The sequence below is a fragment of the Clostridium chromiireducens genome (assembly GCF_003575225.1).
Lineage (GTDB): Bacteria > Bacillota > Clostridia > Clostridiales > Clostridiaceae > Clostridium > Clostridium chromiireducens.
This window is the reverse complement of the sequence record NZ_QXDJ01000003.1, coordinates 694775-712278: the sequence shown is the minus strand read 5'-3', so window position 1 is coordinate 712278 and position 17504 is coordinate 694775. Positions and strand designations below refer to the sequence as shown.

Here is a 17504-nt window from a genome sequence, read left to right as displayed (position 1 = left end):
GTCTTTTTTTGTTATAAAAAGTTAAATTAAAGGAGTGATATTATGAGTGAAATAGCTGTATTTCTTGAAGAAAAAGATATTATTAGTTCTTTTGAAGATGCAAAGTATATTAAAATATTTACAAAAGACAAATATGTTTGGAAAGTAAAAAAAGTTATCCTAATTAGCAGGATAAGTGGTGAGAAAGGAATAAGTCAAGTAAGGAAAGAATATCAGAATTTACTTCCTGAAATGGATAATTGTAAGATTATTGTTGTAAATAAGGCTTTTGGAATTCCTTATAGTGTATTTTATATGGAGGATTTTAGTGTTTGGGAATTACAGGGTAATCCTTTTGACTTTCTAGATGAAATAATTGCAAAAGAGATAGATGAAGAAGAAAATTCTGAGAAAGAAGTGGAAGTGGCGAAAAAAATTGGACAAGGGTATTATCTTGTTGATTTACAAGAATTAGAATTGATCAATCCAGAGATAACATCTAAAAAAGCAATAATTCCTTATTTAGAAAAAGAGGAAGTAAAAAAAATTGAAGTGATTTGTTGTCATGTACCGCCTTGGTTAGAAGATAGGAAGGATAAGTACAATATAACATTGGATATACATGAAATAAAAAGAAATGATTATAAGGTTATCATAGAAAAAATTAATAATTAGATTGGAGGATATCGTATGGAAATCATAAAAACTAAATATGGTGATTTAAATGATGCTAATATTGCTAGTTACTATCCAACAGGAGAACCGGAATCTTATAATATAGAAGAAGAAAGTGAATTAGATATTTCAGGGTACAAGCTTATACCTCTATATGGATTTGTTGATGAGAGGAGAAAAGAGTTTCCACCGATAAAAGTGTTTAAAAGTGGAAATATAAAAAGTGTAGCTTTAAATGAATTAGCTAGTATAAAAACTTCAATAGGAGTGTTTGAAGCGGAAAAAGTGACTTTTTATGAAGAAGGACAAATGAACCGATTATTTTTATTAGATGGTAGATTGTCTGGATACTGGTCAGAAGATGACGAATATAATTTGGCAAAAGTGTATAAGCTCGATTTTGAGTTTGCATCTATTGAAAATAAGCTTATGTCTCTTCATTTTTACAAAACTGGGGAATTGCAAAGTTTAACTTTATGGCCTAAGGAGAGAATCAGAATAAATGTTAATGAGTATAATTTTGTAGGGAGAATAGGTGTGTCATTATATAAAAGCGGCAAAATTAAGTCTTGCGAGCCTTTTAGGCCAACGACTATTAACACACCTTTAGGTGCAATAGAAGCTTATGATATTAATGCCATAGGAATTCATGGAGACACTAATTCATTAAACTTTAATGAAGATGGAAGTATTAAATCTCTTATTTCATCAACTAATACAATTGCAATTATTACTCCCGATGGAGACAAAATTTATCATTCGCCTAAAAAAATAAGATTGTATTCTAGCAGTGAAGTTATGGATACTATTACTTTAAAGATAGAGTTTATAGGAAATAAGGTTATAATAGATAATAAATATGAATATAGCATAGATATAAACCAATTTGAAATAAAAAGATTCGGAGAAAGGCAATTAACTTTGAGCGGAGATCTAAATAAGTGATTTTTGATTGATGAAGTAAAACACGAATATTATTAACAAATTATCAATAATGTATCGTTATCATTAAAAAAATCATAGAAAATCAGAAAATGGTTTGCAAAATCAATTTTCTGTGATATTATGATTTCAATAGCTGAAACAAGTTATTAGCAGCTCAAAATAATTTAGAAATTATAAAATGAAAAAAGTATTTACAAATTAAATCTTTCGTGATATTATAATTTCAATAACTAAACAACCTAAAAAAACAATTTATTACAAAATTATAAATATCAAAAAAGAGTTTACAAAATCAATCTTTCATGATATTATAATTAAAATAATTAAATAAAACTTAAAACCTGTCATTAAGGCAACGAAGTCTAAGTGTTTAACTCAATGGAGAAGTTAAATTATCTTAGATTTTTTTTATAAATGAAGGACAAAGGAGTCTACTTTATTTTAACTGAAAAGTTAAATAAATTAGATTCTTTTTTTTAATAAGTTTTATTGTAATATTAATACAAATCAGTTATAACGTCCCATGAGGACTTATATAAAATCATTTAAATAAGAGGAGGAAATTATTATGAGACAAGTAGCTATTTATGGAAAAGGTGGTATAGGAAAATCTACTACTACACAAAATTTAACTTCAGCTTTAGCTGAAATGGGTAAGAATATAATGATCGTAGGATGCGATCCTAAGGCAGATTCTACAAGATTAGTTCTTGGAGGATTAGCACAAAAAACAGTTCTAGATACTTTAAGAGAAGAAGGAGACGACATTGAATTAGATGCAATCTTAAAACCAGGATATGGCGGAATTAAATGTGTTGAATCAGGCGGTCCAGAACCAGGAGTTGGTTGTGCAGGTAGAGGTATCATTACTTCAATAGGAATGCTTGAACAATTAGGTGCTTACACACCAGATTTAGATTATGTATTCTATGATGTATTAGGAGACGTTGTATGTGGTGGATTCGCAATGCCAATCAGAGAAGGTAAAGCTCAAGAAATATACATCGTTGCATCTGGAGAAATGATGGCATTATATGCAGCTAACAACATTTCAAAAGGTATTCAAAAATATGCTAAAACTGGTGGAGTAAGATTAGGTGGAATCATCTGTAACAGTAGAAAAGTTGATAAAGAATTAGATTTATTAGAAGCTTTTGCAAAAGAACTTGGAAGCCAATTAATTCACTTTGTTCCAAGAGATAACATGGTTCAAAGAGCAGAAATACACAAACAAACAGTTATAGAATTTGATCCAAAGGCTGATCAAGCTGATGAATACAGAACTTTAGCTAGAAACATAGAAAATAACAAATTATTTGTTATTCCAACTCCAATGAAACAAGAAAGATTAGAAGAAATATTAATGGAATATGGTTTAATGGATATCTAAGATATAGAAACATATTTAAATGGTAAAAACGGGGATTTACAATGTGTTAGAAAATATCTAAACACAAAATATAACTAAAAGGAGATAGAGAGATATGTATATGATTCGTGCAATAATCAGACCAGAAAAGGTCAGCACTGTCCTTTCAGAACTATTAGATGCTGGATTTCCAGAAGTAACTAAAATGGCAGTTTACGGAAGAGGAAAACAAAAAGGAATAAAAGTTGGTGATATTCATTATGATGAATTGCCAAAAGAGATGTTATTAATCGCTGTAAAAGATGAAGATAAAGACGATGTAATTAAGGTTATAATGAGAAGTTCTAGAACAGGAGAAAAAGGTGCTTTCGGTGATGGTAAGATATTTGTTGCACCAGTTGAAGAAGTATACACTGTAAGTAGTGGAAAAGCAGGATTATAATTTAGGAGGAATAGCTTTATGAAAGAAGTTATGTGTATTATTCGTTTGAATAAGGTAAGTAAAACTAAAGAAGCTCTTGCAGAAGCCGGTTTTCCGTCAATTACTTGCAGAAAAGTTCTTGGAAGAGGGCAAAAGTCCATAGATAAAGCTTTACTTGAAGCATATATGGAAGCAGGTAACTTACCACCAACATCATTTGGTGAAAACTTATCTGAAAGAGGAAGATTAATTCCAAAGAGACTTATAACTCTAGTTGTTAAAGATGAAGCAGTTAAAGCAGTTGTAGATGCCGTATTAGAAGTAAATTCTACTGGAACACCAGGAGATGGAAAAATATTTGTATTACCAGTTGAGGAAGTTTATAGAGTTAGAGATGGACAAGCAGGTGAAACTGCAATATAAATTCGGAGGTGAAGTGTATGAGTAAAGTAGATAGCGTTTTAGACAAATATAGTGCTAAAGTCTACAAAAATAGAAAAAAACATATGTTAGAACTTGAGCAAGAAACTCAAGAAATAGATGCAAATAGAAGAACCATACCTGGAGTAATGACACACAGAGGATGTTGTTATGCTGGATGTAAAGGGGTTGTTCTTGGACCATTAAAAGATATAGTATTATTAACTCATGGACCAGTAGGATGTGGATACTACTCATGGGGAACTAGAAGAAATAAAGCAGCAGTACAAAAAGGTGATGGAAACTTTATTCAGTATTGTTTTACAACAAACTTAGGTGAAAGTGATATCGTATTTGGTGGAGAAAAGAAGTTAAAACAAGCAATTGCAGAAATTGTTGATATTTTCAACCCAAAAGCTGTATTTATATGTTCAACATGTCCAGTTGGATTAATTGGTGATGACCTTCCAGCTGTTGCAAATGAAGTTAAAGAAATGTATGGAATTGAATGTATATCATTCCCTTGTGAAGGATATAAAGGTGTATCACAATCAGCTGGTCACCATATTGCAAACAACAAATTAATAAAGTCTGTAATAGGAACTACAGACTATACACCTAAAACTCATTCAGTTAATATTCTTGGAGAATATAACATAGGTGGTGACGCTTGGGAAATCGAAAGAGTCCTTAAGAAAATAGGCTATGAAGTAGTATCTATCATGACTGGTGATTGTAGTATTGATGATCTACGTAAAGCCCACACTGCGGATTTAAATCTTGTCCAATGTCACCGTTCAATTAATTATATCGCAGAAATGATGAAAATACAATACGGTACAGCATGGATTAAGGTTGATTTTATAGGAGTTGACTGTACAGTTAGAACTTTAAGAGATATTGCAAAATTCTTTGGAGATCCAGAATTTACAAAGAGAACAGAAGAAGTTATAGCTGAAGAATTAGAAGATATTAATGATGATATGGAATACTATAGAAGTAAATTAACAGGTAAAACTGCAGGTTTATACGTTGGAGGTTCTAGATCTCACCATTATCAAATGCTTTTAAATGATTTAGGTGTAGAAACATTAATTGCTGGATTTGAATTTGCACACAGAGATGACTATGAAGGTAGAGAAGTAATACCAACTATAGTAGAAGATGCAGACTTAAAGAACATCGAAACATTAGTAGTAGAAAAAATAGTTGATAAATACAAAGAACTAAAAACAGATGAAGAATTGGAAGAATTAAAGAAAGAGATAATTAATCTTGAATACTACCCAGGAATGATGCGTGACATGAAAAAAGGTACAATTGTAGTTGACGATTTAAATCACTTTGAAACAGAAGAGTTCATTAAAGAGTTAAAGCTTGATATGTTCTTCTCAGGTATCAAAGATAAGTTCTCAATACAAAAAGGCGGAGTATTATCTAGACAATTACACTCTTATGATTATAGCGGACCTTATGCAGGATTTAAAGGTGCAGCAAACTTTGGTAGAGATCTAACTATGAGTTTATATACACCAGCTTGGAGCTACACTGTAGCACCATGGAAAAATGAGTCGATATTAGAAGGGACATTATTAGAAGCAACAAATGGAGGTGAAGTATAATGTTAGATTTAACACCTAAAGAAATTAAAGAAAGAAAAGCTATTACCATTAATCCAAGTAAAACTTGTCAACCAGTTGGAGCTATGTATGCAGCTCTTGGAGTTCACGGATGTATGCCGCACAGTCATGGTTCGCAAGGATGCTGTTCATATCACAGAACAGTTTTATCAAGACATTTTAAGGAACCGGCTATTGCAACTAGCTCATCATTCAGTGAAGGTGCTTGCGTATTCGGTGGTGGAAGTAACATAAAAACTGCTGTAAAGAACATCTTTGATATGTATGATCCAGAAATAATTGCTGTTCACACTACTTGTTTATCAGAAACTATAGGTGATGACTTAAATGCATTTATTGAAGATATAACTATTCCAGATGGAAAAAGAGTATTATATGCAAACACTCCAAGTTATGTTGGATCACATATTACTGGATTCTCTAATATGGTTGTAAGCTTTATCAATAAATTAGCTGAAACAACTGGAGTAAAAAACGGTAAAATGTGTGTAATCCCTGGATTCGTAAATCCTGGCGATATGCGTGAAGTAAAGAGATTATTAAAACTTATGGGAGTAGATTTCACAATGCTGCCAGATACAACTGGAGTATTAGATGCTCCAATGACTGGTAAATATGAAATGTATCCAAAGGGTGGTACAAAAATTCAAGATATTATTGAATTAGGTGACTGCGAGAAAACTTTAGCACTAGGAAGCTTTGCTTCTGAAGCAGGTGCATCTGCACTTGAAAAATTATATAAAGTTCCTTATACAGCTTTAAAAATGCCAATAGGTATTGGAGCTACAGATGAATTAATTATGGAATTAAGCAAATTTAGCAAACAAGAAGTTCCATATGAGATTGAAGAAGAAAGAGGACAATTAGTTGATATAATGATAGACTCTCATCAATATTATGATGGAAAGAAAGTCGCTTTATATGGAGATCCAGATGTGCTAGTTGCTTTATCTAAATTCTTACTAGAACTTGGAATGATTCCTAAATATGTAATTACAGGTACTCCTTCATCTGCATTTGATAAACAAATGAAGGCGTTATTTGAAGAATTTGGTGTAGAAGGATGCATTGCAAAACAAGATTCAGACCTTTTTGAATTACACCAATTAATAAAGAACGAACCTGTTGATTTACTAATGGGTGGAACTCATGGTAAATACATAGCAAGAGCTGAGGATATTCCACTAGTTAGAATAGGATTCCCTGTATTAGATAGATATGTTCACCCATATATGCCAACAGTTGGATATAGAGGTGCAATGAGATTGTTAGAATTAATGCTTGGTGCATTAATGGATAGACAAGATAGAGATGCTAAGGAAGAAGATTTTGAATTAGTAATGTAATTAAATTCGTGTGAAATAGTATAAACCCAATAAGATATGCTCATATAAAAAAGCAACTATGCTGCAACAAAGATCAAAAAAGATATAGCAGCTATGCTGCAATTAAGATCAAAATGATATGTATAAAATAACCATAATTTAATAAGTTCAATGATTGAGCAATTGGAAATGACTAAGTCATGACAATTGCTCAATTCATTAATAATTGAGAATTGAGAATGCAGAATGAAAATTTTTTTATCATCGGTTTGAAAAAAATATATTTTGGGAAATTTTGAAAGAAACTTAGATTTTCATCCTTTATTCTCAATTTCCAATTCAAAAGAAACAATAAAAAATAAAAAAAGGTGGTGTGGACCTTATGGAAAAGAAATTATCTAATTCACTTCTTGAGGAAAGAGAAGAGTTTGTATGCTTTAAGGAAGGCAAAAATAAAAAATCTATGAAATGTGATGGTGATAGTGTATCTGGATCAGTTAGCCAAAGAGCTTGCGTTTATTGTGGAGCGAGAGTGGTTTTAAATCCAATAACAGATGCTTATCATATTGTGCATGGTCCTATTGGATGTGCTAGTTACACTTGGGACATAAGGGGTAGTTTATCAAGTGGTGAAAATTTATATAGAAATAGTTTTTCAACTGATTTAAGTGAGCAGGATGTAATATTTGGTGGTGAAAAGAAATTAACTGCAGCTATTGAAGGAATAATGGAAAACCATAATCCAAAGTTAATTTTTGTTTATGCTACTTGTATAGTTGGAGTAATTGGTGATGATGTAAAAGCAGTTTGTAAAATGGCTGAGCAAAAATATAATGTACCAGTAATACCAGTTATGTCACCTGGATTTTCAGGAAATAAATCAAAAGGATATAAATTAGCTTGTAACGCTCTTATGAATTTATTTTCTAGGAATATACTACCAAAAACTAGAGGCATAAATATGCTAGGTGACTTTAATTTAGCAGGAGAATTATGGATTGTAAGAGATTATTTAAGGAAAATTGGTGTAAATGTAATTTCAACAATTACAGGTGATTCTAGTTATAAAAATTTAATTAAAGCAAGCAGCGCAAGTTTTAACGTAGTTCAATGTGCTGGCTCCATGACTTATCTAGCAAAAAGAATGGAAGCAGAAATGGATATTCCTTTTGTTAAAATAAGCTTTGTTGGACTTGAAGATACAAAAAATTCACTTCTTAGAATTGCAAGTTTATTTAATGATGAAGAAATGTTAGCTAAAGCAAAGGCTTTTGTAAAAGAGGAAGAAGAAAAGATAATGCCTATTTTAAATTCTTATAAAGAAAATCTAAAAGGGAAAAAGGCTGCTATATATGTTGGTGGAGGCTTTAAAGCTATTTCTTTAATTAAGCAATTTAATGAACTTGGTATAGATACAGTTATGGTTGGAACTCAAACAGGTAAGAAAGATGATTACGAAGTTATAGGTAGTCTAGTTAATGATGGAACTGTAATCTTAGATGATGCAAACCCTTCTGAATTAGAGAAGTTTATGCTAGAGCAAGATGTAGATATTTTAGTAGGCGGAGTTAAGGAAAGACCTCTCGCTTATAAATTAGGAGTTGCTTTCTGTGATCATAATCATGAAAGAAAACATCCTTTAGGAGGTTTTATAGGGGCAGTTAATTTTGCAAAAGAAATAAATTTATCAATTAATAGCCCAGTTTGGAAATATGTAAAGGAGAGTGAAGATAATGAAGACAGCTAAGGAAAGTTATGTAAATCTAACTGTTAACCCATGTAAAATGTGTATGCCGATGGGAGTATGCAATGCATTATATGGAATTAAGAACTGTATGACGATTCTGCATGGTTCTCAAGGATGCAGTACATATATTAGAAGACATATGGCAACTCATTACAATGAACCTGTAGATATCGCATCATCTTCACTAACTGAAGAAGGGACTGTTTATGGTGGTGAAAATAATTTAATTAAAGGCTTAGAAAACTTAATTAAATTATATAATCCAGAAGTTATTGGTATAGCAACTACATGTTTAGCTGAAACCATCGGTGAAGATGTGGCCAGGCTCTCTAAAATATTCTATGAAAAACATCCGGAAAGTACTGTTAAATTAATACCAATAAAGTCTCCTGGATACGGTGGAACTCAATATGGTGGATATTTTACAGCTTTAAGATCAGTTGTAGAAAATATAGAAATGGATGTTACTAAAAATGATAAAGTAAACATCGTTACGGGTCCAATAAGCAGTGCTGATACAAGGGAACTAAAAGAAATTTTAGAAGCTTTTAATATTGATTATATACTTCTTCCGGATTTATCTGAAAATTTAGATGGAGGGCATAGTAAAAAATATAACAGATTACCATGTAGTGGAACAAGTATTGAAGATGTTAAGTATATGGGGGGAGCTAAAGCTACAGTTGAGCTCACAACATTTGTTAAGGAAGAGTACTCTATTGGAAGTTATTTAAAAGAAACTTATGGTGTTAATAATTACAGAATTAATATTCCTAGAGGACTTAGGGATACAGATAAATTCTTAAAGGTTTTATCTGAGATTTCAGGTAATAAAGTTCCAGAAAAATATAAGAAACAAAGAGGAAGATATTTAGATGCCATGATAGATTCCCATAAATATAATGCAGAGGCAAGAATAGCAATCTTCGGAGAACCTGATTTTGTATATTCAACTGCAAGAATGGCAATCGAGAATGGTGTTGTTCCAATGATAATTGCAACTGGAGATGTTTGCAAGGGATTAGAACCAAGTTTAAGAAAAGAAGTAGATGAGCTTTCAGAACAATTATTTACTGAAAAATGTGCAATCATAGATGGTGCAGACTTCAAAACAATAGAGAAACTAGTATTAGATATGAATGTAAATGTAATGCTTGGAAGTTCTGATGGTAGAAGAATAGAAGAAAAGCATAAAATACCATTAGTTAGAGCGTCGTTCCCAATTCATGATAGAATTGGTGGTCAAAGAATTTTATCTATTGGATATGAAGGTTCTTTAAACTTAGGGGATCAAATTACAAATGTGATGTTAGCAAAAACTGAAATGACTTTTAGAGAAAATATATATAATGAATTTTATGATGAGGAAAAAATAGAAGAAACTGCAGTAAAAGATGAAGAAATATTAAGAAATGAAGACACAGTAATAAAGGAGGAAAAAAACATGGAATTAAAAGTTATAAGTAAAGAAGAAGTAGAGGAAAAAACAAAAACTCATCCTTGTTTTAGCTGTGATTCAGCTCATAAATATGCAAGAATGCATCTTCCTATAGCACCAAAATGTAATATAAGCTGTAATTATTGTTTAAGAAAATTTGATTGTGTTAATGAAAGCAGACCTGGGGTTACGACAGAAGTTTTATCTCCAGAAGAAGCTTTTGCAAAATATAAATATGTAAAATCTCAAATGGATAATTTAAAAGTAGTTGGAATAGCAGGTCCTGGAGATGCTTTAGCTAATTTTGATAACGTAAGGAAAACTCTTGAACTTATAAGAGAACATGATCCAGAGGTTACATTTTGTTTATCAACTAATGGTTTAATGCTCCCATTTTATGCTCAGGAATTAATAAATTTAGGAGTAAGCCATGTAACAATAACTATGAACGCTATAGATCCTAAAATAACTGCAAATGTATATAAATATGTAGATTATCTTGGAGTTACTTATACAGGTGAAGAAGGAGCTCAAATTCTTTTAAATAATCAATTATCAGGTCTTAAATATTTAGCTGATAGAGGAATTATGGTTAAAGTTAATATTGTAATGCTTAAGGGAATTAATGATCATCATATTGAAGATATAACAAAAAAAGTTAAAGAGCTTGGAGCTGGAATAACTAATATAATGCAAATGATACCAGTAAAAGGTAGTGTATTTGAAAATATGCCTCTTACAACTAATAAAGAAATAATGGATTTAAGAAAAAAATGTGAAATAAATATAAAACAAATGTATCATTGCAAACAATGCAGAGCAGATGCTATTGGATTACTTGGAGATGATCAATCTCAAAAATTTAGCAAACTTACTATAAATACTGATAAAAGTGAAGAAAAATCATTGAAATTCGCTGTGGCTTCAAAAAGTGGCATAGGTGTTGATATGCACTTTGGACATGCTTCGGAATTCTACATTTATGAATATAAAGATGGAGATGTAAGATATTTAGAGAAAAGAGATGTTGATAAATACTGTAATGGAAAAGAAGTATGTGAGGAAGAAGAAGATAAATTTGCTAAATTATCTAAAGTGGTTTCAGACTGCAATGGCGTGTTATGTCTTAGAATTGGTGATGAACCTAAAAAGAAATTTAAGAATATGGGTGTAGATGTATTTATGACCTGTGAGACAATTGAAACAGCAGTAGAGAAAGCAGCTGAAGCAATACTAAAAGGAACAGAAGTTAAAGAAATTCTAAGAGCTTAGAACTCTAATTAGAATGTAGAATCCATAATTAATGATGAAGAAGGAAATTCCAAAGTAAAAAGTGAGAGTCCCGATCTTGCATTCGGGAACTCTAACTTTCTCTGTGAGCTTCAACCTACATCATTAATTCTTAATTAGAAATGAAGGTGGTGATTGAGTAATGAAAGATGATAAAATTGAGATAATTGATAAGACGATTGTTGTTTTAAAAGAGCTATATGGTGATAAGTTAAAAAGTAAGAAACCACAATTAAGAGAATTGATAAAATTACTATATATAATAGGAAGTGAATATATAGAAATTACTCAAGAACTTTATGAAGAGTTATCGCCTTTACCTGAGAATGTTAAGTTTAAGATGTGCACTAATAAAATAATTGAAATGAAAAATAATTATGATTTATACGAGATTTTTAATAAAGAGAGCAACATGAATGCATATGGAAATCTAAGAATTGTTGGATTAGATGATATAATGTTTTATGATTATAAAAAAATATTTTCTAACATAAGAACAAACTTTGGAGAAAATATTGAAGTGTGTATTAAAAACACTTATGAATGTGCAACTGCTATGACGTTAGTGTGGATAAAACTTGGAGGAAAGAAAGTTATAACATCCTTTGCAGGGATTGGAGGATATGCTCCTCTTGAAGAAATTTTGGGGTCTATCTCTTTTTTAGAAAAAATAAATATCCGTGGGAATCATAAACTTTTTCCAAAAGTTCTTGAGCTTTTTGAAGAGATAATAGGAAGTAAGCTTAATGGAAATATGCCATTTATAGGAACTGACATCTTTAATGTTGAATCAGGAATTCATGTAAATGGTATAGCAAAAAATCCAAGTACTTATGAACCTTACGATCCAAGTGAAATAGGAAGAGAAAGAAATATTATAATAGGTAAACATTCAGGCATAAATGCTTTGGAATTAAAACTAAAAGAATTAAACATAAAATATAATCAGAACTATTTAAAAGTAATGTTGGAAAATGTAAGGAAGTTCAGTACGCAAAAACGTAGGGGATTAAATAATGAAGAGATAAAAGAAATATATGATAAATGTTGCATATAGCAATGGGAGGTGAGATATATTGGAATTGAAAGAAAAGGTTATTAATATTGTAGATACTACATTAAGAGACGGAGAACAATGTGCAGGAAAGGCTTTTTCAATCGATGAGAAGGTTGAAATTGCGAGATATTTGGATGAGAGTAACATCTATCAAATAGAAGCAGGAATACCGGCAATGGGTGATTTGGAAAAAGAATGCATAAGAAGAATCTTAAATATTAGGAGAAACTCTCTAATCTCAACATGGAATAGGATGAACAAAGAAGATATACTAAATTCAATAGATTGTAAGCCAGATTTAATTCATATTAGTGTGCCAACTTCTGATATACAAATATATTCAAACCTAGGTAAAGACAAGACTTGGATTGAAAAAAATCTTAGAGAATGCGTATTTTTAGCTAGAGATAATGGGTATGATGTTACTATAGGTTTCGAAGATGCTTCAAGGGCAGATATAAATTATCTAATTAATTTGTGCCATATAGTACAAAAGATGGGCGTAAAAAGAATAAGATATGCAGATACCGTTGGAATATTGATGCCTTCTACAGTTAAGGATGCAGTAAGAACTTTAATAAATAATACTGGAATCGAGATAGAAATACATGCTCACAATGACTTTGGCATGGCAATTCCTATTTCTCTTGAAGCTGTGAAAAGTGGAGCTAAGTATGTTGATTGTACCATAGATGGAATTGGTGAGAGAGCTGGTAATTGTAATTTACAAGAGTTTATTAGAATTTCAGATAAATTTTTAGAAAATGTACATCATAAAAAGAAGGCAAACTAATTTTAGTTAATGAAATGCTAGAACATATAATGTGAGTTTGGACTAAATTTAATAAATTAATATTCATGATTACTAGAGTCAAACACAACCCTATAGTAATGTTAATTATTTTATGATTAATATACATAGGATTGGAGTTTGGCTTATTGCGTTTTACAATAAATATATCTGATAGTATTAAATATACAATAAGTGAGATAAGAGGTTATGATTTATCTGCTTAGAGTAAAATAGAGATAGTTGGTGAAATATATAATTGTAGTTTAAAATATGTTTGATTTTATTATTTATATAATGGGCTGTACATCATATCATTCTTAACAAAACATAACAAAAACGAATAAGAACAAACAAAAATTATTGACAGTTACTATGTTATATTATATTATTATAACATAAAGGAACAAAAGAGGTTCAAAGAGGAACATTAGCTGTAAGCTAATGTTCCTTTTCGTTTTAAAAGGAGGATGATTAACTTTTTCTGTAGAGGATCTTCATTATATTATATAACTCAATGTTGAGCACTAAAAAAGATGCAAATTCTTTTTAGTGCTTTTTTCTTAAAAAATATTTTGTCAGATAATCGTTAGGAATACAGATAGCATAGTATTTTACATATAATTCTGTTTAAGCTCATTATTAATATTATAGAAAGTGGTGATAAAATGGAGAAAAATTTAAGAGAATTTTATAAAAACAGTTATCTGTACAACAGACTCCCATATATCCATGAATTTACACCAAGCGGGAAAGTTTCTGGAGCCATATTTGCAATCTCAACTATAAAAAATTCAATCCCTATATTACACGGTTCCAGTGGATGTGGATTTCATAATAAATATGTTTGTAGAAGGAGCTGGGAGCCAGCATACAATCTAAAATGCACAGGTCTAAAGGAAAAAGATATTATAATGGGCGGTAGTGAAAAACTAAAGAAAACAATTCTTGAAACAGTGAAAAAATACAATCCATCCTTAATTGGAATTATTCCAGCGTCTTCAGTTGATCTTACTAATGATGATATAGAAGGAGTCATTAATGAAATACAGCCTCAAATTAGCTGTAAGCTGATATTTGTTAAATCAAAAAAAATTTCCCATGCAGATAAGAGAAGTAATGCAAGAAAAAGCTTTTGTGAAAATAATAAAAAAATAGATGACGGTAATTTAAAAAGCTGTGGATTTTCAGAAGCAATGGAAGCAATAGTACAAAAGGTAATGAAACCTCAAAAGGTAGATAATAATCTAATAAATATATGCGGTTTTTATTGGGGAATAAATGAAAATCCTATTGTAAATGGCATGAAAAAAGAATTCGAGAAGATGGGAATCAAAATAAACGCATTTATACCAAACTGTTCTGTTGAAGAACTAGAAAGAGCTCCTAGTGCAGCACTTAATATAATAACTAGTCGTGTTAAATGGGTAATGAAAATGAAAGAATTATATGGAACTGAATATATGATAGTAAGAAATGAGGATTATGGCTATAGTGGTTTAGATGGAATTGAAGAATTTTATCTTGATGTATCTAAGAAAATTGGATCATATGAGAAATTAAGTAAGTACTTAAATAAGAGAAAAATTGATATTGAAGAGAAACTAAAAGAGCAATTGCTTCAATTAAGTAGATATACTTGTGTTATATATTGTGAGGATTTTAGAAACATAGGTAAATTAATAAACTTTTATGGTTATGTATTGAAACTGAAAATAAAATATATAGCTGTTACAGTGAAACAAAATAGGTATATGAGTTTGTTTTCTGAAAATCAATTATTTGAAATGGCAAAAGAGAATATAATAGATGGTTTAAGCAAATTAGATTATGAGGTCCCTTGGAAAATTAATTTCAATAATGATGAAATGATTATATTAGAAGAGGATCCAGATATATGCATTGGAGATATGTGTGCTAAAAGCTCCAAACATATTAATCCACCAGCATTTATACCATTGGATTTTGATAATTATGAAAAATTTATACTTCATTATATGGATATGATTAATAGAACTATATTAAATGAAAATAAGAGCCTTCCTTTAGAAAATTATAGCAAAGAAAATGTCAATGAGGAGGTAAGCAGAAAAATGTGGGATATCCTCTGGTTACAGAGAGGAGGAAGAAAATATGAATTGTGATAATGAATGTAGATTATTTGGAGCATACAGGGTTGTTATAAGCATTAAAGATTCTGCAATTTTAATTCATTCAACTGTTGGCTGTAATTGGGGGACCTTAGCATTTCATATGACATCAAAAATAAATGATATAAGACAAACCTCTACAGTTATATATGAAGAGGAAATAGTAAATGGAGGAGAGAAAATTTTAGAAGAAGCGTTAGAAAATACAGTTAAACTTTATGAAGCAAATATTATTTACGTAATAACTGGCTGTATACCTGAAATCATAAATGATGATTCTAGAGAAGTTATTAATAAATTTAAGCAAAAGAATAATTTAGATAATATTTTTTTGTTAAATGAACCGGGATTTAATGATGCAGCTATAAGAGGCATGGAAAGTGCTTTTACGTTATTAATAAATGAAATGACGCCAAGAGAAATAATTAAAAATTCAATTAACTTAATTGGCTTTTTTTCTGATGATTATAAAATTGATTCTGATTTAATTAATATAGAAAATATGCTGAAAGATTCAGTATGTATAAATTCTATTTTTCCTTATGATAGCTATCAGAATATTATGAAGGTACCGTCAGCAATGTTAAATGTTGTATTAGATGGATTTGAGTTTGTCGGAGAAATGTTAAAAGAAAAATTTGGGACTCCATATATAACTGTTAGTTATCCATATGGAATTTTAGGAAGCAGAAATCTTATTAATAAAATATTATCAGAATTATCAATTGAAATTCCTAAAAGTTTTCATGAAAAGGAAATTCTATCATTAGAAATAATCAATAAACTCCATCCATTCATAGATGCTCTTAGGGGGATGCCGGTAGATATTTTGGGAGATAAGGCAAGAATATATGGTTTGAAAAAGTTTTTAGAAATTGAACTAGGAATGGTTGTAGAGGCCTTGGTTGATACCGAACAAAAGAAAGACAGAGAGGTAATACGTGATGAAATTGTAGGATCGAATTCAGTAATGATTTTTGGATCATCTTTTGAGAGAGGTTTATCCGATGAGTTAGATATTCCTTTCCTGCAGTATACCTATCCGGTATTTGACAAGATTAGTGTAAGTAAAAGTGGTTATGCAGGGGTTGATGGAGTGATATTTTTGCTTGAAGATATATTGAATCTGACCAACTTTTATATGCTTAATTCTAAATGTTGATAGAAATTAGTTTGGAGGGAAGAATCTATGGATATAAATTTAAATTCTAGAGAGCTCATAGCTGAAAAGTCTCAAAATTATAAGTTGGTTATTTTTCGAAAGGTAATAGCTTTGGCAGCTTTAGCACTACTTGTATTAAGCAGCTTTGTAATTGATTTATCAACTGGACCAGCTATGTTAAATATTTTTGATGTGATTACTTCGCTAACAAATCCTGAGTCCTTAAGTAAAAAGGTAAATATAATTGTTAGGGTAATGAGATTGCCAATAGCAACAATGGCAATACTCGCTGGTGCAGGCTTAGCAGTTGCAGGTATGGAAATGCAGACTATACTTAATAATAATCTTGCCAGTCCGTATACCTTAGGAATATCAGCAGCAGCATCTTTTGGGGCATCTTTATCTTTAATTTTTGGATATGCATTTCTACCAAAATCCATGAGTAATTATGCTACTCCTATATTTGCTTTTGCTTTCTCGTTAATATGCTCCTTTTTTATTTATTCTGTGGGAAAAGCAAAAAAGGATAGAGGAACGATAATTTTAGCTGGGATTGCCATAAGCTTTATGTTCACAGCATTAAATTCCATTCTTACGTATTTTGTACCAGATGAAATTTTAAGAGGCATAACTAATTGGGCACAGGGCTCTATTTTAGGGGCAACATGGGAGCAAGACATGATAGTTTTTGTAGTACTTGTAATTGTGACACCAATTCTGTTTGGAGAATCCTGGAAACTTACATCACTATGTATGGGAGAAAACACTGCAACTGCATTAGGAATTGACGTAGAAAAGTTAAGAACAAAAGTTTTGATATTATCTTCAGTAATAACTTCAATCTCCGTTTGCTTTGTTGGAACTATAGGTTTTATTGGATTAGTTTCACCTTATATCGCTAAGTCTTTAGTAGGAGAAGAACAAAGATTTTTTATTCCAGCCTCAATGCTTACTGGAGCATTTATGTTATCTGTTTCTTCGGTACTAAGTAAGGTGGCTATAGCTGGAGTGCAGATTCCATTAGGAATAATTACTTCAATTATCGGTATTCCCTTTTTATTAGTACTTATTTTAAAACAAGGAAGGTGAAAAGAGT

The 17504-nt window shown here is 30.7% G+C and carries 14 protein-coding genes; all 14 read left to right on the top strand.

Annotated features, from left to right (window positions below):
- The first annotated feature begins 42 nt into the window (after window positions 1-42).
- Window positions 43-654 carry a Fe-only nitrogenase accessory AnfO family protein gene (locus tag D2A34_RS14785; protein WP_119367163.1) on the top strand — a complete coding sequence of 204 codons (612 nt, stop codon included), beginning with the start codon at window positions 43-45 and terminating at the stop codon, window positions 652-654.
- 15 nt (window positions 655-669) lie between these two features.
- Window positions 670-1599, top strand: a complete 930-nt coding sequence (locus D2A34_RS14780; RefSeq protein ID WP_119367162.1) for a hypothetical protein — start codon at window positions 670-672, stop codon at window positions 1597-1599.
- 568 nt (window positions 1600-2167) lie between these two features.
- The gene (gene nifH / locus D2A34_RS14775; RefSeq protein ID WP_079441747.1) at window positions 2168-2989 is read left to right on the top strand and encodes a nitrogenase iron protein; all 822 of its coding nucleotides are present in this window, start codon (window positions 2168-2170) and stop codon (window positions 2987-2989) included.
- Window positions 2990-3083: 94 nt separating this feature from the next.
- A complete protein-coding gene (locus D2A34_RS14770; protein WP_079441748.1) occupies window positions 3084-3410 on the top strand; it encodes a P-II family nitrogen regulator in 327 nt (108 codons plus the stop codon).
- A gap of 18 nt (window positions 3411-3428) precedes the next feature.
- Entirely contained in the window at window positions 3429-3812 is a 384-nt protein-coding gene (locus D2A34_RS14765) for a P-II family nitrogen regulator (protein WP_079441749.1), read from the top strand.
- A 17-nt stretch (window positions 3813-3829) separates the two neighbouring features.
- Window positions 3830-5431, top strand: coding sequence for a nitrogenase component I subunit alpha (locus D2A34_RS14760; protein ID WP_079441750.1), 1602 nt, complete (start codon window positions 3830-3832; stop codon window positions 5429-5431).
- On the top strand, window positions 5431-6795 hold the full coding sequence (gene nifK / locus D2A34_RS14755) for a nitrogenase molybdenum-iron protein subunit beta (RefSeq protein WP_079441751.1): 1365 nt from the start codon (window positions 5431-5433) through the stop codon (window positions 6793-6795). The genes D2A34_RS14760 and nifK overlap by 1 nt, the downstream gene beginning before the upstream one ends.
- A 361-nt stretch (window positions 6796-7156) precedes the next feature.
- Complete coding sequence (gene nifE, locus D2A34_RS14750) at window positions 7157-8521, top strand: nitrogenase iron-molybdenum cofactor biosynthesis protein NifE (RefSeq protein ID WP_079441752.1); 1365 nt, start codon at window positions 7157-7159, stop codon at window positions 8519-8521.
- Window positions 8508-11231: a nitrogenase cofactor biosynthesis protein NifB gene (gene nifB, locus D2A34_RS14745; RefSeq protein ID WP_119367161.1), complete on the top strand. Its 2724-nt coding sequence runs from the start codon at window positions 8508-8510 to the stop codon at window positions 11229-11231. Before nifE ends, nifB begins: the two co-directional genes overlap by 14 nt.
- A gap of 160 nt (window positions 11232-11391) precedes the next feature.
- Window positions 11392-12306, top strand: coding sequence for a homocitrate synthase/isopropylmalate synthase family protein (locus D2A34_RS14740; RefSeq protein WP_119367160.1), 915 nt, complete (start codon window positions 11392-11394; stop codon window positions 12304-12306).
- A gap of 19 nt (window positions 12307-12325) precedes the next feature.
- Window positions 12326-13099, top strand: coding sequence for a beta/alpha barrel domain-containing protein (locus D2A34_RS14735; protein WP_182629399.1), 774 nt, complete (start codon window positions 12326-12328; stop codon window positions 13097-13099).
- Window positions 13100-13764: 665 nt separating this feature from the next.
- Window positions 13765-15240: a nitrogenase component 1 gene (locus D2A34_RS14730; RefSeq protein ID WP_119367159.1), complete on the top strand. Its 1476-nt coding sequence runs from the start codon at window positions 13765-13767 to the stop codon at window positions 15238-15240.
- Complete coding sequence (locus D2A34_RS14725) at window positions 15230-16408, top strand: nitrogenase component 1 (RefSeq protein WP_119367158.1); 1179 nt, start codon at window positions 15230-15232, stop codon at window positions 16406-16408. Before D2A34_RS14730 ends, D2A34_RS14725 begins: the two co-directional genes overlap by 11 nt.
- 27 nt (window positions 16409-16435) lie before the next feature.
- On the top strand, window positions 16436-17497 hold the full coding sequence (locus D2A34_RS14720) for a FecCD family ABC transporter permease (RefSeq protein WP_182629398.1): 1062 nt from the start codon (window positions 16436-16438) through the stop codon (window positions 17495-17497).
- The last annotated feature ends 7 nt before the right edge of the window (window positions 17498-17504 follow it).